The sequence below is a fragment of the Saccharothrix coeruleofusca genome (assembly GCF_014648515.1).
Lineage (GTDB): Bacteria > Actinomycetota > Actinomycetes > Mycobacteriales > Pseudonocardiaceae > Actinosynnema > Actinosynnema coeruleofuscum.
Genome location: NZ_BMRG01000011.1, coordinates 59305 through 84280, shown reverse-complemented (window position 1 = coordinate 84280; position 24976 = coordinate 59305). Strand labels below are relative to the sequence as shown.

Here is a 24976-nt window from a genome sequence, read left to right as displayed (position 1 = left end):
ACCACCCGGCTCACGGCGTCAGGTCGGACGGGCGGGGCAGGGTGAGACCACCCTCGCGGGCGGTGGGCAGCACCGGCGGCGCGGGCGTCACCCCCTCCAGCCCGGCGGCGATGGCCACCGCCCGGTCCCACTCCGGATCGGCGGTGTAGTCGGCGTGGCCGCTGACGCCGGGAGCCCACCGCCGACCGGGGAACGGCCCGCGCTGCGGGTCCGGCAGCCAGTGGTCGCCGCCCAGCACCAGCGCCCCGGTCGGCCCCGTCGTCGCGGGCGGCAGCGCGCCGCTGGTGCCGTCCGCGCGGAACCCCGCCCCGAGCAGCACCCCGTTGAACACCTGCCGCCGCCACGTGGTCACCGCGCCGCCCAGCGGGTCGGTGCCCCGGCACAGCGCCCGCCACCGCCCGCCCAGCCCACCGGCCAGCGCGGCCAGCGACGCGTGCGGCACCACGGCGGGGAACGCCCGCGAGTACGCCCACTGCAGCTGCGCCCCCGCCGTGACCAGGCCCAGCCTGGCCGCGTCGGCGGGCGGCAACTGCTCCAGCAGCCGCGCCGCGGCCACCGCGGCCAGCAGGCTGCCCTGGCTGTGCCCGGCCAGCACCACCCGCGCGCCGGGGTCGGCCAGGTGCTCGCGCACCCGCGCCACCAGCTCCGGCACCACCTTCAGCGCGTAGCACGGCGGCACCACGGGGTGCGCCTCGCGCGGCCAGAACGCGGCCAGGTCGGCCAGCACGCCCAGCCGCCGCGCCGAGTCGGGCCGCCGGGCGGCCAGGTACACCGCGCGCAGCAGGCCGATCGCCAGCACCGCCAGCACCACCACGCCCAGCGCGGCGACCGGCCGCGCCCACGCGGGCGGGTCGACCTCGCGCAGCCGCAGCAGCGACGCGGGCACCGCGCCGACCACCAGCACCGCCGCGCCGATCAGGACCACGTGGTGGCTGTGGTGGCGCTCCCACCGCGCCCACCACCACGCCCGCGCGGCGGCCCGCAGGTCCCGCGTCCGCCCGGTGTGCAGCAGCGCCGCCTCGCGCGCCCACTCCTTGCCGCGCCGCAGCGAGCTCCACCGCACCATGCCGGTGGTGGCGGCCACGGCCAGCGCGGACAGCAGCGCCAGCACCCCCGCCACGCCCCACAGCAGCGCGATGTAGTCGTAGCCGCGCGGCAGCGCCCCGTGGCCGAGCAGGCGGCGCAGGGTCAGCGCGATGCCCGCGCCGAACCCGCCGCCCACCAGCGCGGCCAGCGCCAGCACCGGCGCGGCCATCCAGCCGCCCGCCCACGGCCGCAGCTCGCGCGGCAGCTCCGACCAGGTGCGCCGGGCCAGCAGCGCGGCGGGCGCCAGCAGCACCCCGAACAGCAGGCACACCAGCGTCAGCAGCGCGGCGACCAGCTGCACGCCCTCGTCCGCGCCGGGCAGCCGCGCGGGCAACCTGGTCAGCAGGGCCATGGCGGCGGCGAACACCGCCCACGCCGCCGCGTGCAGCACCCGGCGCGGCCCGGCGGACAGCGCCGCGCGCAGCCACCGCCCGCCCCGGTGCGGCGCGCCACCGGTCGGGTCGTCCAGCAGCATCGCGCCCAGCGCGGCCAAGCCGACCAGCGCGACGGCCAGCAGCCTGCACACCTCGATCGCGGCGCCGTGCCAGCCGGGCGCGGCCAGCGACCGCAGCGGCCCGCCCAGCGCGATCACCGCGCCCGTGCCCAGCGCGGCGACCAGGTGCAGCACCCGCAGCGACGGCGTGTCCGGGTCGGTGGCCACGTGCGCGCCGGGCAGCACCGACGGCGCGGTCGGGGCGGAGGCCGGGCGCTCGATGCGCCAGTCCACGCTCGACACCCGGTGCAGCACCAGCACGGCCAGCGCCACCGGCAGCATCCCGACCACCGCCCGCACCCACGGCACCCGGTGCGCCCAGTCCTGGCCGAGCAGGCAGGCCGACCCCGGCGCCAGGCACTGCGCCGCCACCAGGTCCAGGCTGATCACCGCCAGCTGCGTCACCAGCAGCGCGGTCAGCAGCAGCGCGGCCAGCCGCAGCAGCGCGCGCAGGCAGATCCCCAGCAGGTGGGCGGGCAGGTTGCGCTCGGGCACCGGCGGCAGCATCCAGTGCGCCACGTTGGCCAGGCTGAACGGGAACAGCAGCGCCCACGTGGCCTTGGCCCAGCCGCCGGAGGTCATCCGGCCCCACACGTAGCCCTCGACCACGCGCGGCACCGGCCGCCCGCCCGCCTGCAGCACCGGGCCGGGCGCGGGTCTGCGCAGCCGGTCGGCGGGCCGCACCAGGCGGCCGAGGCCGTCGCCCGCTACGTCCACCGCCGCCACCGCGTCCACCAGCGACTGCGCGGTGGTGCCCTGCACGCCGTGCACCCGCAGTTCGACCACCCGCGTGTCGGGGCCGGGTATCAGCACTGGTCCTCCCGCGAACCTCGGGTCCGAGGTGGCCATAGTGGTGTATTCGCGCCGAGTTGCGGACGACCCGGACCGACCGGCGTGGCGGGCGGTAGTGTCGGATGAACCCCGAGATGGAGGAATCCTCGATGACCGCCGAAAGGCTGCAGACGCGCAACGGCATCGACTTCGCCGTGGCAGACCTCTCGCTGGCCGAGTTCGGCCGCAAGGAGATCAGGCTGGCCGAGCACGAGATGCCCGGCCTGATGGCCCTGCGGCGCGAGTACGCCGAGGTCTACCCGCTCAAGGGCGCCCGGATCTCCGGCTCGCTGCACATGACCGTGCAGACCGCCGTGCTGATCGAGACCCTGGTGGCGCTGGGCGCCGAGGTGCGTTGGGCCTCGTGCAACATCTTCTCCACCCAGGACCACGCCGCCGCTGCGGTCGTGGTCGGCCCGCACGGCACCCCCGAAGAGCCCAAGGGCGTCCCGGTGTTCGCCTGGAAGGGCGAGACGCTGGAGGAGTACTGGTGGACCGCCGAGTCCATGCTGACCTGGCCCGACGGTGGCGGCCCGAACATGATCCTGGACGACGGCGGCGACGCGACGCTGCTGGTCCACAAGGGCGCGCAGTACGAGAAGGCCGGTGTCGTCCCGCAGCCCGAGGACGACGACCCGGAGGAGTGGCAGATCGTCCTGGAGACGCTGCGCCGGTCGCTGGCGGCGGACTCCGGGAAGTGGAGCAAGATCGCCGAGGGCATCCGCGGCGTGACCGAGGAGACCACCACCGGCGTGATGCGGCTGTACCAGCTGGCCGCGGCCGGTGAGCTGCTGTTCCCGGCGATCAACGTCAACGACGCGGTCACCAAGTCGAAGTTCGACAACCGCTACGGCATCCGGCACTCGCTGGTCGACGGCATCAACCGGGGCACCGACGTGCTGATCGGCGGCAAGGTCGCGGTCATCTGCGGCTACGGCGACGTGGGCAAGGGCGCGGCGGAGTCGCTGCGCGGCCAGGGCGCCCGGATCATCGTCACCGAGATCGACCCGATCTGCGCGCTCCAGGCGGCGATGGATGGCTACGACGTGCAGCGGCTGGAGGACGTGCTCGACCGCGCCGACATCATCATCACCACGACCGGCAACAAGGACGTGGTGCGCATCGAGCACATGGCCGCGATGAAGCACCAGGCCATCGTGGGCAACATCGGCCACTTCGACAACGAGATCGACATGGCCGGGCTGCAGCGCTACCCCGGCATCCGGCGGATCAACATCAAGCCGCAGGTCGACGAGTGGGTGTTCCCGGACGGCCACTCGATCATCGTGCTGTCCGAGGGCAGGCTGCTGAACCTGGGCAACGCCACCGGCCACCCCAGCTTCGTGATGTCGAACTCGTTCTCCAACCAGGTGATCGCGCAGATCGAGCTGTTCACCAAGTACCAGGAGTACGACAAGGAGGTGTACCGGCTGCCCAAGAAGCTGGACGAGAAGGTCGCCCGCATCCACCTGGAGGCGCTCGGCGGCAAGCTCACCAAGCTGACCAAGGACCAGGCCGAGTACATCGACGTGGACGTCGAGGGCCCCTACAAGCCCGAGCACTACCGCTACTGACCTCCCGGCGTGGGCGGGCGTGGGCGGGCCCATCCCGCCCACGCCCGCCCTCGGTGCCACCCACTTATGGGCGTGTTGGGCGTGTCGCCCCCGCGAGTCGCGCGTTCCGACACCCCGACCCGCACTTTCGCGCCCTGACCGGCGCTTCCGCGCACCTCGGGTAGTAGTTACCGGCCCCCGCACATCCCTCTGGTAGTACTTGCCGACGCACCAGGGGGCGCGCGCGGAGCGCGCGGAGTTTGCGGGTCAGGTCCACTCGACGGTGACGCCTGCCAGGCCGGGACCGACGTCGGAGAAGTAGGCGCTGACCACCCCGCCCAGCCCGCACACCAGCTCGCCCACCTCGACGGGGGTGGCCTCGGGTTCCTGGCGGAACTGCTTGGTGCACCGCGCGGGCAGCGACCGCCGGTGGAACGCGAGCTGGAGCAGGTAGCCGCGGCAGGGGTCGCGGAAGGTGCGGTGGTGCCCCGGTGTCGGCCCGCCGGTGTCGTCGAGCACGGTGAAGCTGAACACGTGCTCCTCGCCCTCGGCCAGCTTCCGGTCGAACAGCAGCTCGAACGCCAGCCCGCGCGACGCGCTCTGCCTGCGCACCCGCCCTTGCCTGCACCCCTCGGCGGGCCGGACCAGCGCCTTGTCGATCAGGCAGCCCTCGTCGCCCTGGTGCACCGCCAGGTAGCGGTCGGGTCCGGCGCGCAGCGCGCGCACGACCATCCGCGTGGTGATCGCCCGCTGTTCCCGCTGGGCGCCGACCAGCACGGTGTCGTGCACGGCGAGCACTTCCAGGTCGGCGTTGGACCGCGCGCTGCGCGGCACGGCCTCGAACTCGGCCAGCAGCGGCGCGGGGTCAGCCCACGCCCCCGTCGATCCGGCAAACGGGGGCGCGACGTGCTGCGGGCGTGCTCGGGGCTGTGGTTCGACCAGCGCCACCAGCGATTCCGGCGGCAGTTCCAGCACGGTTTCCAGCGCGCGGACGGTCGGCACGGCCCGTGGTACTTCGGGGTGGCGCAGGCCGCGCTGCCAGTAGCTCAGCGTGGACTGCCCGACCGGCACGCCGAGCCGTTCCAGCCGGGCGCGCAGGCGGGCCAGCGACAGGCCGCGGTGGGCGATGGAGTCGCGCAGCGCCCGGTGGAACGGGCCGTAGCGCAGGGTCTCGGCGAGAGTGCCGGGGAGTTCCCCGGTCGGGTGGCCGACCGGTTCGTCCACCGGCCCGGCGTGCCCGGAATCCGCGGTCACCGCGGCACCACCTTCCGCAGGGCCCCAAGGTGCGTCCACCGTAGTCACTCATACAGGACTGGCGATCACCCGTATGGGTTACCTGTGCCCCTGATGGCGGGCAATGGGTGCCCCTCAGGGTGGTCGCTTTAGGGTGAGCGCCGTGGGAAAGCTCGTGGTGATCGAAGGACTGGACGGCGCGGGCAAGCGCACGCTGACCAAGGCGCTGACCGACGCGCTGGCCGCGCGCGGGGCGCGGGTCACCACCGGGGCGTTCCCGCGCTACGGCGAGGACGTGCACGCCGACCTGGTGGACGACGCCCTGCACGGCAGGCTCGGCGACCTCACCGACTCGGTGCACGGCATGTCGGTGCTCTACGCGCTGGACCGGCGCGGCGCCGCCGACCGCATCCGCGCCGACCTCGACTCCTACGACGTGGTGCTGCTCGACCGGTACATCGCCTCCAACGCCGCCTACGGCGCGGCGAGGCTGCGCCAGCGGGCGGACGGCGGGTTCGTCGAGTGGGTCCGCGCGCTGGAGGTCGACCGGTTCCGGCTGCCGCTGCCGGACCTGCAGCTGCTGCTGCGCGTGCCCGTGGAGGTGGCCGCCGACCGCGCCGCCCACCGCGAGGCGACCGAGGACCGCGACCGGGACGTCTACGAGTCCGACGGCGGGCTCCAGCAGCGCTGCGGCGCGGTCTACGACGAGCTGGCCGCCGCCGGGTGGCTGTCGCCGTGGGAGGTCGTCGACGGCACCGCGGACCTGCGGGTGGAGCCGTTGCTGGAGCGCCTGCTGACCCGTTAGAGCGACCTGGTTACCACCGCGGTAACGAAACGAGACACCCCCGCCGATGAGTCGCTGACGAGCGCGGCGGCGACGGCGAGGTGGGCCCGTGGAACGGCGACAGCGGCTGGTTGCGGATCGGACCCGCGTGATGACCAGCAGTGATGATCACTGGGTGGTGCGGGGGCACCGGACCGCTAGTGGGACGATGTTCGGCATGAAGGCACGCGTGCTGGTGGTGGACGACGACCCCGCTCTGGCGGAGATGCTGACCATCGTGCTGCGGGGCGAGGGCTTCGACACGGCGGTGGTCGCCGACGGCGCTCGCGCGCTGCCCGCCCTGCGTGAGTTGAAACCGGACCTGGTCCTGCTGGACCTGATGCTGCCGGGCATGAACGGCATCGACGTCTGCAAGGCGATCCGCTCCGAGTCGGGCGTCCCGATCGTCATGCTGACCGCGAAGAGCGACACCGTGGACGTGGTGCTGGGCCTGGAGTCCGGCGCGGACGACTACGTGGTCAAGCCGTTCAAGCCCAAGGAGCTGGTGGCGCGCATCCGCGCCCGCCTGCGCCGCACCGAGGCCGAGCCCGCCGAGGTGCTGCAGATCGGCGACCTGACCATCGACGTGCCCGGCCACGAGGTGCTGCGCGAGGGCAGGCCGATCCAGCTCACCCCGCTGGAGTTCGACCTGCTGGTGGCGCTGGCCCGCAAGCCGCGCCAGGTGTTCACCCGCGAGGTGCTGCTGGAGCAGGTGTGGGGCTACCGGCACGCGGCGGACACCCGGCTGGTCAACGTGCACGTGCAGCGGTTGCGGTCGAAGGTGGAGCGCGACCCGGAGCACCCGGAGGTCGTGCTGACCGTCCGCGGCGTCGGCTACAAGGCGGGTCCTCCGTGATCGGGGAGACCCGAGGATGAGCCCGCGCGCGTTGGACCCCGTTGTGCGCCTGGCGCGCCGCGCGGTCGAGCGCGCGCGGCGGCACTGGGGCGCGTTCGGCGAGCTGTGGCGGCGCTCGTTGCAGCTGCGCGTGGTGGTGAGCACCCTCGCGCTGTCGTCGGCCGTGGTGTTCGTGCTGGTCATGGTGTTGCAGGTGCAGATCACCGACCAGCTGCTGCAGACCAAGACCGATGCCGCGATCCGGCAGGCCAACGCCAGCGCCGCGGTGATCCAGCCGGACCTGTCCGGCCTCAACCCCGGCCCGGACAGCGTCAAGGCGCGGTTCACCACCGCGCTGAACAAGATCAACTCCTCCGGTCAGGAGGCGGCCAGCTCGGGCGCGGGCGCGTTCGAGCCGGTGCTGGCCGACGCGGCGCTGGTCGGCACGGACGGCCAGACCAACGCCGTCGGCCCCTACGTCGACGTGCCCGAGGGCCTGCGCAAGCTGGTCGAGGGCGGCCACGCGGGCACCCAGATCTCCACCGTGGACCGCGAGACGGGCCCCACCACGTTCCTGGCCGTCGGCCTGCCGGTGAACTCCTCGGCCCGGCCGATGCAGCTGTACCTGCTGTTCCCGCTGACCGGCGAGCAGGCCACCGCCGAGGTGGTGCAGCAGACCCTGGTGGTCGGCGGCCTGGTGCTGCTGTTGCTGCTGGCGGTGATCGCCAACCTGGTCACCCGGCAGGTGGTCCGCCCGGTGCGGCAGGCCGCCGAGATCGCCGAGCGGTTCGCCGAGGGCAGCCTGGACGAGCGGATGCCGGTGGTCGGCGAGGACGACGTGGCGCGGCTGGCCGAGTCCTACAACGAGATGGCCGCCAGCATCCAGCGCCAGATCCACCAGCTGGAGGAGTTCGGGCAGCTCCAGCGCCGGTTCACCTCCGACGTCTCGCACGAGCTGCGCACCCCGCTGACCACCGTGCGGATGGCGGCGGACGTGCTGCACGCCTCGCGCGAGCAGTTCCCGGCCGGGTTGGCCCGCTCCACCGAGCTGCTGGTGGACGAGCTGGACCGGTTCGAGTCGCTGCTGGGCGACCTGCTGGAGATCAGCAGGCTGGACGCGGGCGTGGAGGAGCTGGCCGCGGAGGTGGTGGACGTGCGGGTGCTGGCCCGGCGGGCGCACGACGCGGTGCGCGCCATCGCCACCAGCAGCGGGTCCGCCATCGTGATGGACCTGCCCGACCACGAGGTGACCGCGGAGCTGGACGCCCGCCGGGTCGAGCGCATCCTGCGCAACCTGCTGGCCAACGCCGTCGACCACGGGGAGGGCCTGCCGGTGGAGCTGACCCTGCGCAGCGACGGCGAGGCGGTCGCGGTGACCGTGCGCGACCACGGTGTCGGCCTGCGCCCCGGCGAGGCGGACCTGGTGTTCAACCGGTTCTGGCGGGCCGACCCGTCGCGCAACCGGCGCACCGGCGGCACCGGCCTCGGCCTGTCGATCAGCCTGGAGGACGCCCGGTTGCACGGCGGCTGGTTGCAGGCGTGGGGCGAGCGCGGCTACGGCGCGGTGTTCCGGCTGACCCTGCCGTGCAGGCGCGGGCACGAGCTCGCGCACAGCCCGCTGCCGCTGGAGCCGCCCGACCTGCCCGCCGTGGAGGCCGAGTCGGAGCCCGAGCCCGCGGTCGAGGAGGTCGAGCCCGCCGAGCAGGAGTTCGCCTGGCAGCCCGCGGAGCCGGTGGACGGGGAGCGGGAGGAGGTCCGGTGAGCAGGCTGGTGGCCGCCGTGGTCGCGATGGTCGCGCTGCTGGCGCTGGCGGGGTGCGCGGCGATCCCGACGCAGACCTCGCCGGTGCCGATCAACCCGTCGGCGGGCAGCCCGACGCAGGCCGAGGCGCCCGCGCCGACCAGGGACATCGACCCGCTCAACCTGGTCCGCGAGTTCGTCAACGCCTCCGCCAACCCGGAGGGCGACTACGCCGCGGCCAAGGCGTACCTGACCGAGGAGGCCAGGCGGACCTGGGACACCAAGGCCACCCCGACCATCATCGAGACCACGTTCAACACCGTGCCGCCGACGGCGGAGTCCACCACCGGGTCCTCCGACAGCGACTCCCGCACGGTGCTGCTCCAGGGCCGCAACGTGGGCAGGCTGCAGACCCAGGACTACTCGTTCGTGCAGCACGTGGGCGAGCTGAACACGCCCATCGGGGTCGAGCGCGACGACGAGGGGCAGTGGCGCATCTCCGACCCGCCGGAGGGCATCTACATGCCGCTCAACGGGTTCCAGGCGAACTTCCGCCGGGTCACGCTGTACTTCTGGAGCCCGGACTTCAGCGTGCTGGTGCCCGACCCGCGCTACGTGGTGACGCCGCCGTCCACGTCGGTCCCCCGGCGGGTGACCGACCTGCTGCTGCGCGGACCGGCGGACGCCATGCGCGGCGCGCTGGCCACGGCGATCCCGGCGGGCGCGGCGCAGCGGCAGGACACCCACGAGGACGACGACGGGGCGCTGGAGGTCGACCTGGCCAAGGTCGGCGACCTCACCGTGCAGGTGCGCAAGCAGATCGTGGCGCAGGTGGTGCGGTCGCTGGCGGGGGTGTCCACCAGCCGCATCCGGGTGCTGGTGGAGGGCCAGCCGATCCTGACCGAGCAGACCGAGTGGCGCTCCGCGGACGTGCAGACCGGCGAGGCGCTGGCGATCCCGGACGCCGACCAGCACGGGCTGCTGGTCAGTGGCGGGCAGGTGCGGCAGCTGACCGACGGCAGGCCGGTGCCCGGTCCGGCGGGCGAGGGCGATTACAACGCGGTCAGCGCCGCGCAGTCGCTGGACGGCGGGGAGCTGGCGCTGGTCAGCAGGCTGGCGTCGGGCTCGGTGCGGCTGCGGGTGGGCGAGCTGGAGGGTGAGCTGTCCGTGGTCGACCTGCCCGCGACCACGCTGACCAGGCCGACCTGGCTGCTCAGCGGCCGGGCCGGGGAGCCCAGCGACGAGGTGTGGACGGTCGTGGACGGCACCAACGTGGTGCGGGTGATCCGGACCGAGCGCGGCTGGACGGCCAGCGCGGTCAACGCCTCGGAGCTGGCGGTGTTCGGCCCGATCACCGAGCTGCGGCTGTCCCGCGACGGCACGCGGGTGGCGGCGGTGGCGGGCGGCAGGCTGCTGGTGGCCGCGGTGGTGCGCGCCCAGGACTCGTCGGTGGCGATCCGGCAGCCCAGGGCGCTGCAGTCCTCGGTGCTGGGCACCAGCGCGCTGTCGCTGGACTGGCTGGCCCAGGACGTGCTGGTGGCCAGCACGTCCCTGCCGCTGTGGCCGATCGTCAAGGTGAACGTGGACGGCCTGCGCCTGGAGCGCTACAACACCTCGAACCTGACCGTCCCGGTCGGCTCGGTCAGCGCGGCGCCGGGGCGCAACGTGGTCGCGGTGGACCGCAGCGGCCTGTGGAGCGCGGGCGACCTGGGCGACGTGTGGCGGGCCAGTCCGGTGCAGGTCTCCTCGGAGGCCCAGGTGTTCTACCCCGGTTGATCAACCACGGACGATCAAACACGGATGATCTTCTCCGGTTGATCGACTTCACCCGATCGGGAGTCACCAGGAGGGCCTCCGGGGCTCCGGAATCGTCGGTACCCGCTGGGAGAGTCGTCCCATGCTGCTCAGCCTCCTGTTCCCGTCCCGGTGCGCGGCCTGCGGAGCCGACGGGGTGCGCGCCTGCGCGAAGTGCCTGTCGGCGTTCGGCCCTCCTTTCCCTGTACCCGGTCACGGGCCACCTATGTTCGCTTTGGCGAATTACACCGGGGCGGCCCGGCAGCTCGTGCTCGCCTTCAAGGAGCGCGGGCGTCGCGACCTGGCCGCGGTGTTCGGCGGGTTGCTGACGGCGGCGCTGCCCCGGCTGCCGGGAGCGCGCTGGGACGGGGCCGGGCGGTGCTGGCTGGTGCCCGCGCCCTCCCGGCGGGCCGCCGCCCGCCGCCGCGGCGGTTCCCACGTTCTGGGAGCGGCTCGGGCGTCCGGCCTCGCGGTGGCCGACGCGCTGCGCCTGGCCCCCGGCGTGCGCGATTCCGTGGGCCTGGACGGCGCGACGCGCAGGGCCAACCTGGCGGGTCGGGTGCTCCTGTCGCGCCGGGGGCTGCCGCCACCCGGCAGCGCCGTGGTGCTGCTGGACGACGTGGTCACCACGGGTGCCACGGCCGCCGAATGCGCTTCGGTGTTAAAAGGGGCCGGTTTTCGGGTAACCGCGATCCTCGCGTTCACGAGTGCCCGCATATCTAGCCCACACGGGTGATTCGGATCGGGAACTCGACCGCGTTCCCGCCCGTTGGCCGGTCATGAGGTCCTCGCGGAGGCCGTTCGACGTAGCCGGCCTGCCACCGGTCACCAGCGCACCGCTGGGCTGTTCGGGTGAATCGGGCTGGGCGTCCCGGCGGCGCTCGGTCGCCGGGTCCGTCGCAGGTGGTGCCTTGTTGTCGCGCTGTGTCACCGCGAAGATTTCTTCCAGTTCCCCCGCCTCGGGGGCTGTCGCATCGGCGAATACCGGGCTAACGTGCACCGCTATCAGCGTTCCCGGCTCGCGGGGAGGAGGCGAACAGCCCATGACCCTGGCGCCGGTGGAGAACTGAGGGCAACCCTCGTCCACTGTCCGCGACAACGATCACGGAACCGGCGCCGAAACGATCCACAGGCAGAGCTCGCAGCAACGCGAGGGAGGTCGTGTATGGACATCGTCGTAAAGGGCCGCAACGTCGAGGTGCCCGATCACTACCGGGTGCACGTGACGGACAAGCTGGCTCGCCTGGAGCGCTACGACCGCAAGGTCATCCGCTTCGACGTGGAGTTGTTCCACGAGCCCAACCGCAGGCAGTCCAAGAACTGCCAGCGGGTGGAGATCACCGCCAAGGGTCGCGGACCGGTGGTCCGCGCGGAGGCGTGCGCGGGCGACTTCTACGCCGCGCTGGACGTCGCCACGGCCAAGCTGGAGAACCGCTTGCGCCGCGCGCACGACCGCAGGCGCGTGCACCACGGGCGACGAGGCCCGACATCGGTCGCCGAGGCGACCGGCGGACTGGCGGACGTCACCACCGCCGCGTCCGCGGGACAGGCCCAGGGCCGCAGGGTCGGGCGCACGGCGCTGCTCGAAGCCGCCGAGCCGGAACCCGAGTACGAGGGCGTGGCCGAGGTGCCCGCGCAGCAGCGCTGGGACGACGTCGAGGACAAACTGCCCGGCCAGATCGTGCGCGAGAAGGAGCACGCGGCCAAGCCCATGACCGTCGACCAGGCCCTCTACGAGATGGAACTGGTCGGACACGACTTCTACCTCTTCTTCGACGCCGACTGCGAACGACCGAGCGTCGTCTACCGCAGAAAGGGATTCGACTACGGCGTAATCAGGCTCGCCTGATCCCCGTTCCCGACTTTCTCCCCATCCGGACTCGGAACCCCCGGCGCTCCTGTGCGCCGGGGTTTCCCTTCGCGCGGGCCGCCGGACCGGCCGTCCGCCCGATCACGGATCGATCAAGGCGTATCACGAACCGATCAAGGCGCGTCGTGATCGCGTCCGTCCGGCCGCGCGGAAATTGGCGAGGCCGTCGTGGGCGCATTCTGGCACGGGTGTGCGGTTCCGCGGGAGGAAGGCGAACGGCGTATCACGCTGCGGCATCCGGCCACCTGATCCGGTCAGACGATGATCACCCGGACGGCTTGTCCGCCGTTCGCCACGAGGTGCGCACCGGTTCCGCCGTGTGTCCGTGCACACCTCTTCACGACTTGCCTACGATGGCGGGTGGTGTTGAGGCCCGTCGCGCCCCGCGACGAGCCGCTGGAAGGCGCCCCGGGAGGGCGCGTCGCGATGAGGTAATGAGGTCGACCCGAGATGGTGCTGTCCCGACTGCTGCGCGCAGGCGAAGGCAAGATGCTCAAGCGCCTGCGCAACATCGCAGCGCACATCAACAACCTCGAAGACGACGTCGTAGACCTCTCCGATGCGGAGCTGCGCGCGAAGACCGACGAGTTCCGCAAGCGCTACGCCGAGGGCGAGACCCTCGACGAGCTGCTGCCGGAGGCGTTCGCGGTGGCGCGCGAGGGCGCCAAGCGGACGCTGGGCCAGCGGCACTTCGACGTGCAGCTGATGGGCGGCGCGGCGCTGCACCTGGGCCAGATCGCCGAGATGCGCACCGGTGAGGGCAAGACCCTGACCTCGGTGCTGCCCGCGTACCTCAACGCCATCGCGGGCAAGGGCGTCCACATCGTCACCACCAACGACTACCTGGCCAAGCGCGACTCGGAGTGGATGGGCCGCATCCACCGCTTCCTGGGCCTGACCGTCGGGGCGATCCTGGCGGAGATGACGCCGGAGCAGCGCCGCGTCGCCTACAACGCCGACATCACCTACGGCACCAACAACGAGTTCGGCTTCGACTACCTGCGCGACAACATGGCGTGGAGCCTGGACGAGACGGTGCAGCGCGGCCACTTCTACGCCGTGGTCGACGAGGTCGACTCGATCCTCATCGACGAGGCCCGCACGCCGCTGATCATCTCCGGCCCGGCCGACCAGTCCTCGCGCTGGTACCTGGAGTTCGCCCGGCTCGCGCCGCTGCTGAAGAAGGACGTCCACTACGAGGTGGACGAGCGCAAGCGCACCGTCGGCGTCAGCGAGGCGGGCGTGGCCTTCATCGAGGACCAGCTCGGCATCGACAACCTCTACGAGGCGGCGAACACCCCGCTGGTGGGCTACCTGAACAACGCCCTCAAGGCCAAGGAGCTGTTCACCAGGGACAAGGACTACATCGTCCGCAACGGCGAGGTCCTCATCGTCGACGAGTTCACCGGCCGCGTGCTGGCGGGCCGCCGCTACAACGAGGGCATGCACCAGGCCATCGAGGCCAAGGAAGGCGTGGAGATCAAGGCGGAGAACCAGACCCTCGCCACGATCACCCTGCAGAACTACTTCCGCCTCTACGAGCGCATGGGCGGCATGACCGGTACCGCCGAGACCGAGGCGGCGGAGTTCCACCAGACCTACAAGCTGGGCGTGGTGCCGATCCCCACCAACCGCCCCATGCAGCGCAAGGACCAGCCCGACCTGGTCTACAAGACCGAGGAGGCGAAGTTCGAGGCGGTCGCCGAGGACATCGCCGAGCGGCACCAGAAGGGCCAGCCGGTGCTGGTCGGCACCACCAGCGTCGAGCGCTCGGAGTACCTGTCCAAGCTGCTGGTGCGCAAGGGCATCCCGCACGAGGTGCTCAACGCCAAGCACCACGACCGCGAGGCGCTGATCGTGGCCAAGGCCGGGCGCAAGGGCGCGGTCACCGTGGCCACCAACATGGCCGGTCGCGGCACCGACATCGTGCTGGGCGGCAACCCGGACATCATCGCCGACCACGAGCTGCGCGAGCGCGGCCTGGACCCGGTGGAGAACCCGGAGGAGTACGAGGCCGCCTGGGCCAAGCTGATCGAGGAGGTCACCGCCGAGGTCAAGGCCGAGGCCGAGGAGGTCCGCGAGGCGGGCGGGCTGTACGTGCTGGGCACCGAGCGGCACGAGTCCCGCCGCATCGACAACCAGCTGCGCGGCCGCTCCGGCCGCCAGGGCGACCCCGGCGAGTCGCGGTTCTACCTCTCGCTCAACGACGAGCTGATGCGGCGCTTCAACGCGGCCATGGTCGAGATGGTGATGACCAGGCTGAAGGTGCCCGACGACGTGCCGATCGAGCACAAGATGGTCACCAGGGCCATCCGCAGCGCGCAGACCCAGGTCGAGCAGCAGAACTTCGAGATCCGCAAGAACGTCCTCAAGTACGACGAGGTCATGAACGAGCAGCGCAAGGTGATCTACGCCGAGCGCCACCGCGTCCTGGCGGGCGAGGACCTGCGCGAGCAGGTGGAGCACATGATCACCAGCGTGGTCGGCGACTACGTCGACGGCGCCACCGCCGACGGCTACGCCGAGGACTGGGACCTCGACCAGCTGTGGACGGCGCTCAAGACGCTGTACCCGATCTCGCTGAACGCCGAGGAGCTGCTGGAAGCCGACGAGGACCTCAGCAAGGAGTCCCTGAAGGCCAAGATCCAGGAGGACGCGCTCAAGGCCTACCAGGCCCGCGAGGCCGACATCGACGGCCGCGTCGGCCCCGGCGCGATGCGCGAGCTGGAGCGCCGCGTGCTGCTGTCCGTGATGGACCGCAAGTGGCGCGAGCACCTCTACGAGATGGACTACCTCAAGGAGGGCATCGGCCTGCGCGCGATGGCCCAGCGCGACCCGCTGATCGAGTACCAGCGCGAGGGCTTCGACATGTTCAACGCGATGCTGGACGCGTTGCGCGAGGAGACCGTCGGGTTCCTGTTCAACCTCCAGGTGGAGGCGGCCGAGCCCGAGCCCGCCCCGGAGCCCCCGGTGCAGGTGTCCATCAGCAACGGCGCGGGCCAGCTCACCGGCAGCCGGGCCAGGGCGCGCGCCGCCGCGGCGGCCGCCGCCGAGCAGGAGGCCAAGCAGCGGCAGCAGGCCCCGGCCGGTCCCGCGCTGGCCCAGCTGGCCAGCGGCAGCGCCATCCCGCCCGCCCTGCGGGGCAAGGGCCTGGACGCCAGGGGCGGCCAGCAGCGGCTGACCTACAGCGGCCCGTCGGAGAGCGGCGACGCCGAGACCAGTGGCGGCCAGGCGGCGGGCGACCAGCAGGGCGGCACCCGCAAGGAGCGCCGCGCGGCGGCCAGGGCGCAGGCGAAGGGCAACAAGAAGCCCCCGCGTCACTGACCTCGCGGTTGCCCTGTGGGTCTGCGGACCCCGAACGCCCCCGGACCGCGAACGCCCCCGGCCCCGCGCCGGGGGCGTTCGCGCGCTACGGCAGCAGCTGGAACCGGGTGCACCGCCACGCCCCCTCCACCAGTTCGACCCGCGCCGCCAGGCCGCGCACCCGGCTGCGCTGCCGCACGGTCCCGCCGATCTCGGCCACGCCGTTGGACACCCAGCACAGGCGCACGGTCCCCAGCCGCACGCCGACGCCGGGGGAGAACAGCCGCCCGACCTCCTCCAGGGCGGGGCCGCGCAGCACGGCGCGCAACTGCCCCAGCGACCGCCGCCCGTCGACCGCCTCGACCACCGCCGACAGCAGCCGCCGGGGGTCCAGCAGCACCGGCGAGGCGTCCTCGACGCGGGGCCGGGGCAGCCGGACCGGGGTCGCCACCGAGTACTCCCGCAACGTCCACATGCGAAGTGACATGAACACTCGACCGCCGAGACGGCGAATCCGGTCAAGCTTCACCTCATAGAGTGACCCCATAGAGTGCAGGGGTGCGCGGGCTGATCCTGGACTACGGCGGTGTCCTCACCGACCACGAGCAGGGGGAGGAGCCGCCCCTGGTGGGCGCCCTGCGGGCGGCCCGGCGGCACGGCCTGCGCACCGCGCTGCTGTCCAACGCGGACGGCCGGTGGTCGCCGCCGCCGGAGTGGGCGGACCTGTTCGACGCCGTGGTCACCTCCGGGGAGGCGGGCTGGGCCAAGCCGGACGAGCGGATCTACCTGCTGACCGCGCGCCGCCTGGGCCTGACCCCCGCCGACTGCGTCTTCGTCGACGACCTGGCCGTCAACGTCCGGGGCGCCGCCGCCGCGGGCATGGTCGGCGTCCACCACCGCACCCCCGCCGAAACCCTCGCCGAACTCCACATCCTCCTCGGCATCTGACCCCGCGAGTCGAGCGTTCAAGCACCGCGAACTGAGCGTTCAGAACTAAAAGCGGCGCTCGCGGGGCACCCGCTGCGCGCGCTCCCCTGGTGCGTCGGCAAGTACTACCGGACGGGTGTGCGGGGGCCGGTAACTACTGCCCGAGGTGCGCGAATGTTGAGTTCAGGGTGTCCGGAGGTTCGACTCGCGGGGGCAGCCGCGGCGGCGGACTACCTCGAAGCAGAGGACGGCGGCGGCGGAGGCGACGTTGAGCGACTCCACGCCCGCCGCCATCGGGATGGCCAACCACCCGGTCACGTGCGGGCGCACCTCGTCGGAGATGCCCGAGGTCTCCGAGCCCAGCACGAACGCCGCGTGCGACGGCAGCGAGAACGAGTACACCGACTCGCGCGCCCCGGCGTCGAGGGCGAACAGCGGGTAGCCCGCCGCCCGCAGCTGCGCCGCCGCCTCACCCGCCGTGGCGCAGCGCAGCACCGGAGCCCGGAACGCGACCCCGGCCGAGGACTTCACCACCAGCGGGTCGATCGACGCGACACCGCGGCGCGGCACCACGATGCCGTCCATGCCCGCCGCCGTGGCGGTCCGCAGGATCATGCCGACGTTCGCGGGCGTGGTGATCCCGTCGAGCAGCAGCACCCCGCGCGGCCGGTCGCGCAGGGCCAGCTCCAGCGGTCGCATCCGGGGCGCGACCACGTCGGCCAGCACGCCCTGGTCGTGCCGCCCGTTGCCCGCCAGCACCTTCACCCGCTGCGCCGTGGCCCGCTGCACCCGCACCCCGCGCCGCCCCGCCGCGTCCAGGATCTCCTTGGCCGCCGGACCGCGCGCGCCCTCGGCGAGCAGCACCTTGTCGACCTCCAGGCGCGGGTCGTCCAGCGCTTCCAGCACCGGCTTGCGGCCGTAGACGGTGACGAACTTGTCCTTGGGCGAGATCTCCACCCGAACAGTCTCCCGCACCCGTTTGGCCCTTGTGCTCCGGCTGTCAATGATGATGATCGTCACATGACCTCGCGTCTGCGCAACGTCGCGCACCGTGATCGACTCCTGGCCAGCGGTCAGGAGGCCGATGTGTTCCTGCGGCCGGACGGCCTGCTCGCCAAGCGCAGCCGGGCGGACCGCGACCTGCGGCCCGAGGCCGAGCTGATGCGCCACCTGCGCGCTCACGGCGTCCCGGTGCCCAGGGTCGAGGAGGCCCACCGCACCGAGCTGGTCATGGAGTACGTCCCCGGCCCGCGCATGTCGCAGGAGCTGGACGCGCGCCCGTGGCGCGCGGCGGCGCTGGGGCGCCAGCTCGCCGAGCTGCACCGGGGCCTGGACGAGGTGCCCGCGCCGGACTTCGTGCCGGGTGAGGGCGGGCTGCTGCACCTGGACCTGCACCCCGGCAACGTGGTGCTCGGCCCGGAGGGGCCGGTGGTGGTCGACTGGGCGGACGCGGCGCGCGGGGACCGGCGGGTGGACGTGGCGCTGAGCTGGCTGGCCGTGGCGGTGGCCCCGCTGCGCCCGCTGCGCCGGTGGGCGCGGGGGCGGCTGGTGCGCTCGCTGCTGGACGGGGTGGGCGGCGAGGTGCGGCAGGCGATGCCCGCCGCCGCGCGGATCAGGCTGGCCCGCAGGCAGCGCGACGCCGCCGAGGTGGCGGCCGTGACCAGGCTGGTGCGCCGCTGCACCGGCTAGCCTGGGCCTCATGCCCGACCGACTCTCCGCGCTGGACGCCTCGTTCCTGTACCTGGAGGATTCCACGACGCCGATGCACGTCGGAGGGGTCGCGGTGTTCCGCCGTCCCCGCACGGGCTTCGACTACGACCGGCTGGTCGACCTGATCGAGCAGCGGCTGGCGCTGGTGCCGCGCTACCGGCAGAAGGTGGTGCCGGTGCCGGGCAGGCTGGCCCGCCCGGTGTGGGTGGACGACCAGGACTTCGACGTCACCTACCACGTGCGCCGCTCCGCGCTGCCCAAGCCGGGCAGCGACCAGCAGCTGCACGAGCTGGTGGCGCGGTTGATGTCGCGGCCGCTGGACCACGCCCGCCCGCTGTGGGAGGTCTACCTGGTCGAGGGACTGGCCCGCAACCGCACCGCGGTGGTCACCAAGACCCACCAGGCGGTGGTGGACGGGTTGGGGGCGCCGGAGATCGGCCAGGTGATGCTGGACGTCTCGGCGACCCCGCGCGGGCCGGTGGAGAACCTGTGGATGCCGCAGCCGGAGCCGAGCCCGGTGCAGCTGGTGGCCGACGCGGTGGCCGAGGCCGTGCAGCGGCCGGGTGAGCTGGTGGAGAACGTGCGCTCGGCGGCGATGGACACGGTGGCCACGGTGCGCAAGGTGGCGGGCGCGCTGGGCGGTCTGGCGTCGGCGGTGCGCACGGCGGCCACGCCCGCGCCGGGCAGCCCGCTGAACGTGCGCATCTCGCCGCAACGCCGCTTCGCGGTGGCGCGGGCCCGGCTGGACGAGTTCCGCGCGATCCGCCGGGCGCACGGCGGCACGGTCAACGACGGGGTGCTGGCGGTGCTGTCCGGGGCGCTGCGGAACTGGCTGCTCTCCAGGGGCGAGGCGGTCACCGCGCACACCACGATGCGCGCGATGGCCCCGATGTCGGTGCGCGCCGAGGACGGCGCCCCGGCGGGCGGGCAGGTCGCGGCGTACCTGGTGGACCTGCCGGTGGGGGAGCCGAACCCGGTGGTGCGGCTGCACCACGTCAGCCACGCGATGCGGGCGCACCAGGAGTCGGGCCAGTCGGTGGCGGCGCAGACGCTGGTGCGGTTCTCCGGGTTCGCGCCGCCGACGCTGCACGCCCTGGGCGCCCGCGCGGCCAGCTCGTTCTCCCGGCGGCTGTTCAACGTGGTGGTGACCAACGTGCCCGGCCCCCAGGTGCCGCTGTACGCGGCGGGGGCGAGGATGATCGAGATGTTCCCCGTGGTGCCGCTGGCGAAGAACCAGGCGCTGTCGATCGGCGTGACGTCCTACGACGGCGGCGTGTACTTCGGGTTGAACGCGGACCGCGACGCCATGCCGGACGTCGACGTGCTCGCGGCCATGGTGGAGGAGTCGGTGGAGGAGCTGATGGGAACGGTGTCCGCATGAGGGTCTACCTGCCCGCGACCGTGGCGTCGCTGCGGGAGCTGGTGGAGCGGGGCGAGTTCGTCCCGGTGGGCGGCACGGGTTTCGCGCTGACCCCGGCGCTGCGCGAGTCCTACGCCACCGGCGACACCGAGGAGCTGGAGTACGTCGCGATGCTGGACGCGGCGCGGGCTTCGCTGCGCCTGCTGGCCGCCGAGCTGGCCGCCGACGACAAGGCCCCGGCGCGGCGCGCGGTGGTGTCGGTGGACGTGGACGACGTGACGCCCCGGCCGGACCTGGACTTCTCGGTGGTGAAGGTGTCCGGGGCGGTGCCGCTGAAGCGGATCGCCGCGATCCACCTGGACACCGCCGAGGCCGAGGACGCGGTGCGCGAGGCGGCCGAGGTGGTGGACGAGGCGGACCTGGGCGACCCGGACGCGGAGTTCGCCATGGGCAGCGCGGAGGACCACGAGCTGGCCTGGTACGCGCCGCAGGAGCTGAGCTTCGTGCTGGAGCTGATGTAGCCGCGCCCGGCGGTCACATGCCGGGCGCGGGTTCCCACAGCTCGATGCGGTTGCCCTCCGGGTCGACGCACCAGCCGAACCGGCCGAACTCCGAGTCCTCGGTGTCCGGCAGCACTTCCACGCCCCGCGCGCGCAGCCGTCCGAGCAGGTCGTGCAGGTCGTCCACGCGCAGGTTGAGCATGGCCCGCTGGCCCGGTTCGCCGAAGTAGTCGCTGTCCTGGGCGAACAGCGCGAAGGTGGTCGTGCCGGGGTGGTCGTCGGTGGCCGAGTCGTCCCAGTGGAACGTCACGGTGCCGTGGTCGCTCATCGGCACGCCCAGGTGCTCGCGGTACCAGCCCGCCAGCCGCGTGGGGTTGCGGGAGCGCAGGAAGACCCCGCCTATTCCGGTCACCTTGGCCACGGTCGCGCAGGCTACTACCGCGTGCCGCGCCGGTGCGGCGGACGCGGTCGAGCCGGTGCGCGGGCGTTCGAACGCACCCGTTCGGACGCGGGCCCCGGCGGCTCATGGCGGGAATCCCCTGTACGCGGGTATCACCGGTTCGGTGGTTGCGCGGCCTGCCGGGTAGTGGTTAGCGACCCCAGGAGGTGGGGCGGGTAGTACTTGCAGACGTCAGTCGTACTCGTCGAGCTTGGCTCGGGAGGCGAGCAGGCGGCGCAGCGAGGCGAGGCGGCCTGGGGACGCCTCGCCGGTGGTGACCAGCTCGTCCAGCATGCAGTCGGGGTCGTCGGGAGCGCCCAGGTGACCGCACCCGGACGGGCACTCCTCGGCCATGGCCTTCATGTCCGGGAACGCCGCCACGATGTCGTCCGGGGTGATGTGCGCCAGGCCGAACGAGCGGATGCCCGGCGTGTCCACCGCCCAGCCGCCCTCGGGCAGCGGCAGCGCCACGGCCTGGGTGGAGGTGTGCCTGCCCTTGCCGACCCCGCTGACCACGCCCACCGCCCGGTTGGCGTCCGGCACCAGCTTGTTGACCAGCGTCGACTTGCCCACCCCGGAGTGCCCGATCAGCGCGGAGAGCCGGTCGACCAGCCGTTCCCGCAGCTCGGCGGGGTCCACGTCGGACCGCGTCACCACCACCGGCACGTCCAGCTCCGAGTACGCGGCCAGCAGCTCGTCCGGCGGCGCCAGGTCCGACTTGGTCAGGCACAGCAGCGGCTCCAGCCCGCCCGCGTAGGCGGCGACCAGGCAGCGGTCGATGAAGCCCCGGCGCGGCGGCGGGTCGGCCAGCGCGGTCACGATCACCAGCTGCTCGGCGTTGGCGACCACCACCCGCTCGAACGGGTCGGTGTCGTCGGCGGTGCGCCGCAGCACGCTGCGCCGCTCGGTCACCCGCACGATCCTGGCCAGCGTGTCCGGCTGCCCGGAGGTGTCGCCGACCAGGCCGACCTGGTCGCCCACGACCACCGGCGTGCGGCCCAGCTCGCGCGCCCGCATGGCGGTGACCAGCCTGCCGGGGTCGTCCTCGACCGCGCACGTCCACCGCCCGCGGTCCACCCCCACCACCATCGCGGGCACGGCGTCGGCGTGCTCGGGGCGGCGCTTGCTGCGCGGCCGGGTGCCCTTGCCCGGCCGGACCCGCACGTCGGACTCGTCCAGCCGCCGCCAGTCGCCGCGGGCCACGTCAGCGCACCCCGAGCAGGTCGGCCCACATGCCGGGGAAGTCCGGGATGGTCTTGGTGGTGGAGCCGATGTCGTCCACCACCACGCCGGGCACGACCAGCCCGATGATCGCGCCCGCCGTGGCCATCCGGTGGTCGGCGTAGGCGTGCCACACGCCGCCGCGCAGCGGGGCGGGGGTGATCACCAGGCCGTCCTCGGTCTCCTCGGCCGCGCCCCCCAGGCCGTTGATCTCGGCCACCAGCGCCGCGATGCGGTCGGTCTCGTGGCCCCGGATGTGCGCGACGCCGCGGATGCGGGTGGGGCCGTCGGCCAGCACGGCCAGCGCCGCCACGGTCGGCGTCAGCTCGCTCTCGTCGCGCAGGTCGACGTCCACGCCCATCAGCCGGTCCGGGCCGCGCAGGGTCAGCCCGGCCGGGGACAGCTCCACCACGCACCCCATGCGCGCGAACAGGTCCCGCGCCGCGTCGCCGGGCTGCGTGGTGGACGCGGGCCAGCCGGGCACGGTGACCTCGCCGCCGGTCACCGCGGCGGCGGCCAGGAACGGCGTGGCGTTGGACAGGTCCGGCTCGACGTGCCAGTCCCGCCCGGCCACCGGCCCCGGCTGCACCCGCCAGGTGTCCGGGGTGGAGTCGTCCACGGCCACGCCCGCCTCGCGCAGCATCGCCACGGTCATGTCGATGTGCGGCAGCGACGGCACGGGCTTGCCGGAGTGCACGACCGTGAGGCCGCTCTCGTACCGCGCGCCCGACAGCAGCAGCCCGGAGACGAACTGGGAGGACGCCGAAGCGTCGATGGTCACCTCGCCGCCGGGCAGCCCGCCCTTGCCGCGCAGGGTGAACGGCAGCGCGTCGCCGTCCACGTCCGCGCCCAGGGCGCGCAGCGCGCCCAGCACCGTCCCCATGGGCCGGACCCGCGCCTGCTCGTCGCCGTCGAAGAGCACCTCGCCGGTGGCCAGCGCGGCGGCGGGCGGCAGGAACCGCATGACCGTCCCGGCCAGCCCGCAGTCCACCGACGCCGGTCCCCGCAGCGGAGCGGGTGTCACCCGCCACGACCCGTCCGGCCCGTCTTCGACCCCGACGCCCAGCGCGCGCAGCGCGGCGGCCATCAGCAGGGTGTCCCGGCTGCGCAGCGGGGCGTGCAGCGTCGCCGGGGCGTCGGCGATCGCGGCCAGTACCAGCGCCCGGTTGGTGATCGACTTGGAACCGGGCACGGGCACGGTCGCGCGCACGGGACCGTCGGCGGTGGGAGCGGACCACTGCGGAGTCATGGCCGGAGTCATGGCCAGATGATCCCGCATCGGATTCCGGATGGCTCGCACCGGGCGTCGCGACGTGCGACGATGGCGGTCGGAGGTGATCGGTTTTGTGCGGCAGGTACGCCTCGACCAAGAACCCGGCGCTGCTCGCGGCGGAGTTCGACGCGGTGGACGGGACCGAGGGCGGGGCACCGGGACCGGACTACAACGTGGCGCCGACCAAACCGGTGCTGGCGGTGGTCGAGCGGCACCCGCGCGACGGGGACGGCGAGCCGGACCCGGAGGTCACCGAGCGCAGCGTCCGGGTGATGCGCTGGGGGCTGGTCCCGCACTGGGCCAAGGACCTGTCCACGGCCGCCAAGATGATCAACGCGCGGGCGGAGAGCGTGCTGGACAAGCCCGCCTACCGCGACTCCGCGGCCAAGCGCCGCTGCCTGGTCCCGGCCGACGGCTGGTACGAGTGGCAGCCCGGCGAGGGCCGCAAGCAGCCGTACTTCATCACCCCCGGCGACGGCTCCAGCCTGGCCATGGCGGGCATCTGGTCGGTGTGGTGGCAGCAGGACGGCGACGAGCGCAAGCCGATCGTCACGTGCGCGGTGCTGACCACCGACGCCATCGGCGAGATGACGCAGGTGCACCACCGGATGCCGCTGGTGCTGCCCCGCGACCGCTGGGCGGCCTGGCTGGACCCGGACAGCACCGACCCGAAGCACCTGCTGGAGCCGGACCTGGACCTGGTCAACGCCCTGGAGCTGCGCCCGGTGTCCACTCGGGTCAACAGCATCCGCAACAACGACCCGTCCCTGCTGGACCCGATCGCGCTGGCCGAGGACGAGAAGCCGGAGCCCACCCTGTTCGAGCTGAAATGACCGCGCCGAGATGACCACCAGGCTGGTCGACACCCCGCACGGCCCGGCCAGGGTCGAGATGCACTGCGCCCCGGAGGGCCGGGCGGCGCTGCTGCTGGGCCACGGCGCGGGTGGCGGCATCCTGGCCCCGGACCTGGTGGCGGCGGCCCGCGCGGCGGTCGCCGCGGGCGTGCACGTGGCGCTGGTCGAGCAGCCCTACCGGGTGGCGGGCAGGCGCGCCCCGGCCCCGGCCAAGCAGCTGGACGCGGCCTGGTTGGCGGTGGCGGAGGAGCTGGGCTCGCGCTCGTTCGACACGCTGCCGCTGCTGTTCGGCGGCCGGTCCTCGGGCGCGCGGGTGGCCTGCCGGACGGCGGCCGACGGCCAGGCGGTGGCGGTGCTGTGCCTGGCGTTCCCGGTGCACCCGCCGGGCAGGCCGGAGAAGTCGCGGCTGGCCGAGCTGGACGCGCTGGAGGTGCCGAGCCTGGTGGTGCAGGGCGAGAAGGACCCGTTCGGGATGCCGTCGCCCGGCCACCACCGGGAAGTGGTGGTGCAGCCGGGCGACCACAACCTCAAGGGCGACCTGGAGGGCCTGCACCGCGTGGTGGGCGAGTGGCTGGGCCGCATCCTGCGCCCGCTGGAGGTCGTCTGAGGGCTCAGGCCGAGATGGGGGCCACCACCGCGGCGGTCAGCCTGGCCAGCTCGGCGGGCGCGATCTCCACCTCCAGGCCGCGCCGCCCGGCCGAGCAGTAGATGGTGTCGAAGCCCTCGGCGGAGGAGTCCAGCACCAGCGGCAGCCGCTTCTTCTGCCCCAGCGGCGAGATGCCGCCCGCGACGTAGCCGGTGGCCCGCTCGGCGGCGGCCACCTCGGCCATCTTCGCCTTCTTGCCGCCCAGCGCGGCGGCCAGCGCCTTGAGGTCCAGCTGCCCGGTGACCGGCACGACGCCGACCGCGAGCTTGCCGTCCACCTCGGCCACCAGGGTCTTGAACACCCGCTCCGGCGCGACCCCCAGCGCCTCGGCGGCTTCCAGCCCGTAGGACTCGTGCCGGGGGTCGTGCTCGTAAGCGTGCAGTGCGTGCGCCACCTTCTGCTTGTCCAGCAACGCGGTGGCGGGCGTTCCACGTCCGGCCATGAGCGCGCACCCTAACCGGGAATGCCCCCGCGCCCCACCGCGT

The 24976-nt window shown here is 73.4% G+C and carries 22 protein-coding genes; 14 read left to right on the top strand and 8 right to left on the bottom strand.

The window, feature by feature from the left end; all coding sequences use genetic code 11:
• Positions 1–10 precede the first annotated feature (10 nt).
• Entirely contained in the window at positions 11–2392 is a 2382-nt protein-coding gene (locus IEZ00_RS24170; protein WP_189225610.1) for a hypothetical protein, read from the bottom strand.
• A 128-nt stretch (positions 2393–2520) separates the two neighbouring features.
• On the opposite strand from IEZ00_RS24170, the gene ahcY reads away from it, so the two are divergent.
• Positions 2521–3984, top strand: coding sequence for an adenosylhomocysteinase (ahcY, locus tag IEZ00_RS24165; RefSeq protein ID WP_209622789.1), 1464 nt, complete (start codon positions 2521–2523; stop codon positions 3982–3984).
• Positions 3985–4230: 246 nt separating this feature from the next.
• Here ahcY and IEZ00_RS24160 read toward each other — a convergent pair whose 3' ends face one another.
• Entirely contained in the window at positions 4231–5217 is a 987-nt protein-coding gene (locus tag IEZ00_RS24160) for a hypothetical protein (RefSeq protein WP_189225609.1), read from the bottom strand.
• 142 nt (positions 5218–5359) lie between these two features.
• Between IEZ00_RS24160 and IEZ00_RS24155 the strand changes: the two genes are divergently transcribed.
• The 7 genes from IEZ00_RS24155 (at position 5360) to secA (ending at position 15582) form a co-directional block, all read left to right on the top strand.
• On the top strand, positions 5360–6001 hold the full coding sequence (locus tag IEZ00_RS24155) for a dTMP kinase (RefSeq protein ID WP_189225608.1): 642 nt from the start codon (positions 5360–5362) through the stop codon (positions 5999–6001).
• Between the two features lie 196 nt (positions 6002–6197).
• A complete protein-coding gene (gene mtrA / locus IEZ00_RS24150; RefSeq protein ID WP_121009184.1) occupies positions 6198–6875 on the top strand; it encodes an MtrAB system response regulator MtrA in 678 nt (225 codons plus the stop codon).
• A gap of 16 nt (positions 6876–6891) precedes the next feature.
• Complete coding sequence (mtrB, locus tag IEZ00_RS24145; protein WP_189225606.1) at positions 6892–8616, top strand: MtrAB system histidine kinase MtrB; 1725 nt, start codon at positions 6892–6894, stop codon at positions 8614–8616.
• Positions 8613–10370, top strand: coding sequence for an LpqB family beta-propeller domain-containing protein (locus IEZ00_RS24140; protein WP_229796040.1), 1758 nt, complete (start codon positions 8613–8615; stop codon positions 10368–10370). Before mtrB ends, IEZ00_RS24140 begins: the two co-directional genes overlap by 4 nt.
• Positions 10371–10614: 244 nt before the next feature.
• Positions 10615–11124, top strand: a complete 510-nt coding sequence (locus IEZ00_RS24135; protein ID WP_306344693.1) for a ComF family protein — start codon at positions 10615–10617, stop codon at positions 11122–11124.
• Positions 11125–11553: 429 nt separating this feature from the next.
• Positions 11554–12237, top strand: a complete 684-nt coding sequence (gene hpf / locus IEZ00_RS24130; RefSeq protein ID WP_189225604.1) for a ribosome hibernation-promoting factor, HPF/YfiA family — start codon at positions 11554–11556, stop codon at positions 12235–12237.
• 471 nt (positions 12238–12708) lie between these two features.
• Positions 12709–15582 carry a preprotein translocase subunit SecA gene (secA, locus tag IEZ00_RS24125; protein ID WP_189225603.1) on the top strand — a complete coding sequence of 958 codons (2874 nt, stop codon included), beginning with the start codon at positions 12709–12711 and terminating at the stop codon, positions 15580–15582.
• Positions 15583–15667: 85 nt separating this feature from the next.
• On the opposite strand, the gene IEZ00_RS24120 is transcribed toward secA, so the two are convergent.
• Positions 15668–16048, bottom strand: a complete 381-nt coding sequence (locus tag IEZ00_RS24120; protein ID WP_189225602.1) for an Rv3235 family protein — start codon at positions 16046–16048, stop codon at positions 15668–15670.
• A 71-nt stretch (positions 16049–16119) separates the two neighbouring features.
• On the opposite strand from IEZ00_RS24120, the gene IEZ00_RS24115 reads away from it, so the two are divergent.
• Positions 16120–16509: an HAD-IA family hydrolase gene (locus IEZ00_RS24115; RefSeq protein ID WP_189225601.1), complete on the top strand. Its 390-nt coding sequence runs from the start codon at positions 16120–16122 to the stop codon at positions 16507–16509.
• A 162-nt stretch (positions 16510–16671) separates the two neighbouring features.
• Here IEZ00_RS24115 and IEZ00_RS24110 read toward each other — a convergent pair whose 3' ends face one another.
• Positions 16672–17445, bottom strand: a complete 774-nt coding sequence (locus IEZ00_RS24110; protein WP_189225734.1) for a TrmH family RNA methyltransferase — start codon at positions 17443–17445, stop codon at positions 16672–16674.
• Positions 17446–17508: 63 nt separating this feature from the next.
• Between IEZ00_RS24110 and IEZ00_RS24105 the strand changes: the two genes are divergently transcribed.
• From IEZ00_RS24105 to IEZ00_RS24095, 3 genes are read left to right on the top strand one after another with little or no spacing between them, the layout of a single operon-like run.
• Positions 17509–18177: a phosphotransferase gene (locus IEZ00_RS24105; protein ID WP_189225600.1), complete on the top strand. Its 669-nt coding sequence runs from the start codon at positions 17509–17511 to the stop codon at positions 18175–18177.
• Between the two features lie 10 nt (positions 18178–18187).
• Positions 18188–19579, top strand: a complete 1392-nt coding sequence (locus IEZ00_RS24100; RefSeq protein WP_189225599.1) for a WS/DGAT/MGAT family O-acyltransferase — start codon at positions 18188–18190, stop codon at positions 19577–19579.
• Positions 19576–20079, top strand: coding sequence for a DUF6912 family protein (locus IEZ00_RS24095; protein ID WP_189225598.1), 504 nt, complete (start codon positions 19576–19578; stop codon positions 20077–20079). The genes IEZ00_RS24100 and IEZ00_RS24095 overlap by 4 nt, the downstream gene beginning before the upstream one ends.
• A gap of 13 nt (positions 20080–20092) precedes the next feature.
• On the opposite strand, the gene IEZ00_RS24090 is transcribed toward IEZ00_RS24095, so the two are convergent.
• The 3 genes from IEZ00_RS24090 to aroA all read right to left on the bottom strand — a co-directional run bounded on the left by IEZ00_RS24090 (position 20093) and on the right by aroA (position 22967).
• Entirely contained in the window at positions 20093–20479 is a 387-nt protein-coding gene (locus tag IEZ00_RS24090) for a VOC family protein (RefSeq protein WP_189225597.1), read from the bottom strand.
• 210 nt (positions 20480–20689) lie between these two features.
• Positions 20690–21700 carry a ribosome small subunit-dependent GTPase A gene (rsgA, locus tag IEZ00_RS24085; RefSeq protein ID WP_189225596.1) on the bottom strand — a complete coding sequence of 337 codons (1011 nt, stop codon included), beginning with the start codon at positions 21698–21700 and terminating at the stop codon, positions 20690–20692.
• Between the two features lies 1 nt (position 21701).
• Positions 21702–22967, bottom strand: a complete 1266-nt coding sequence (gene aroA / locus IEZ00_RS24080; protein ID WP_189225733.1) for a 3-phosphoshikimate 1-carboxyvinyltransferase — start codon at positions 22965–22967, stop codon at positions 21702–21704.
• A gap of 95 nt (positions 22968–23062) precedes the next feature.
• Here aroA and IEZ00_RS24075 point away from each other — a divergent pair, with 95 nt between their 5' ends.
• Both IEZ00_RS24075 and IEZ00_RS24070 read left to right on the top strand, forming a co-directional pair.
• Complete coding sequence (locus IEZ00_RS24075) at positions 23063–23824, top strand: SOS response-associated peptidase (RefSeq protein WP_189225595.1); 762 nt, start codon at positions 23063–23065, stop codon at positions 23822–23824.
• A 10-nt stretch (positions 23825–23834) separates the two neighbouring features.
• Positions 23835–24452 (top strand): alpha/beta hydrolase family protein, encoded by a 618-nt coding sequence (locus tag IEZ00_RS24070; RefSeq protein WP_189225594.1) that lies wholly within the window; start codon positions 23835–23837, stop codon positions 24450–24452.
• Positions 24453–24456: 4 nt separating this feature from the next.
• Here the strand turns inward: IEZ00_RS24070 and ybaK are convergent, their stop codons facing one another.
• Positions 24457–24933, bottom strand: coding sequence for a Cys-tRNA(Pro) deacylase (gene ybaK, locus IEZ00_RS24065; protein ID WP_189225593.1), 477 nt, complete (start codon positions 24931–24933; stop codon positions 24457–24459).
• Positions 24934–24976: the final 43 nt, after the last annotated feature.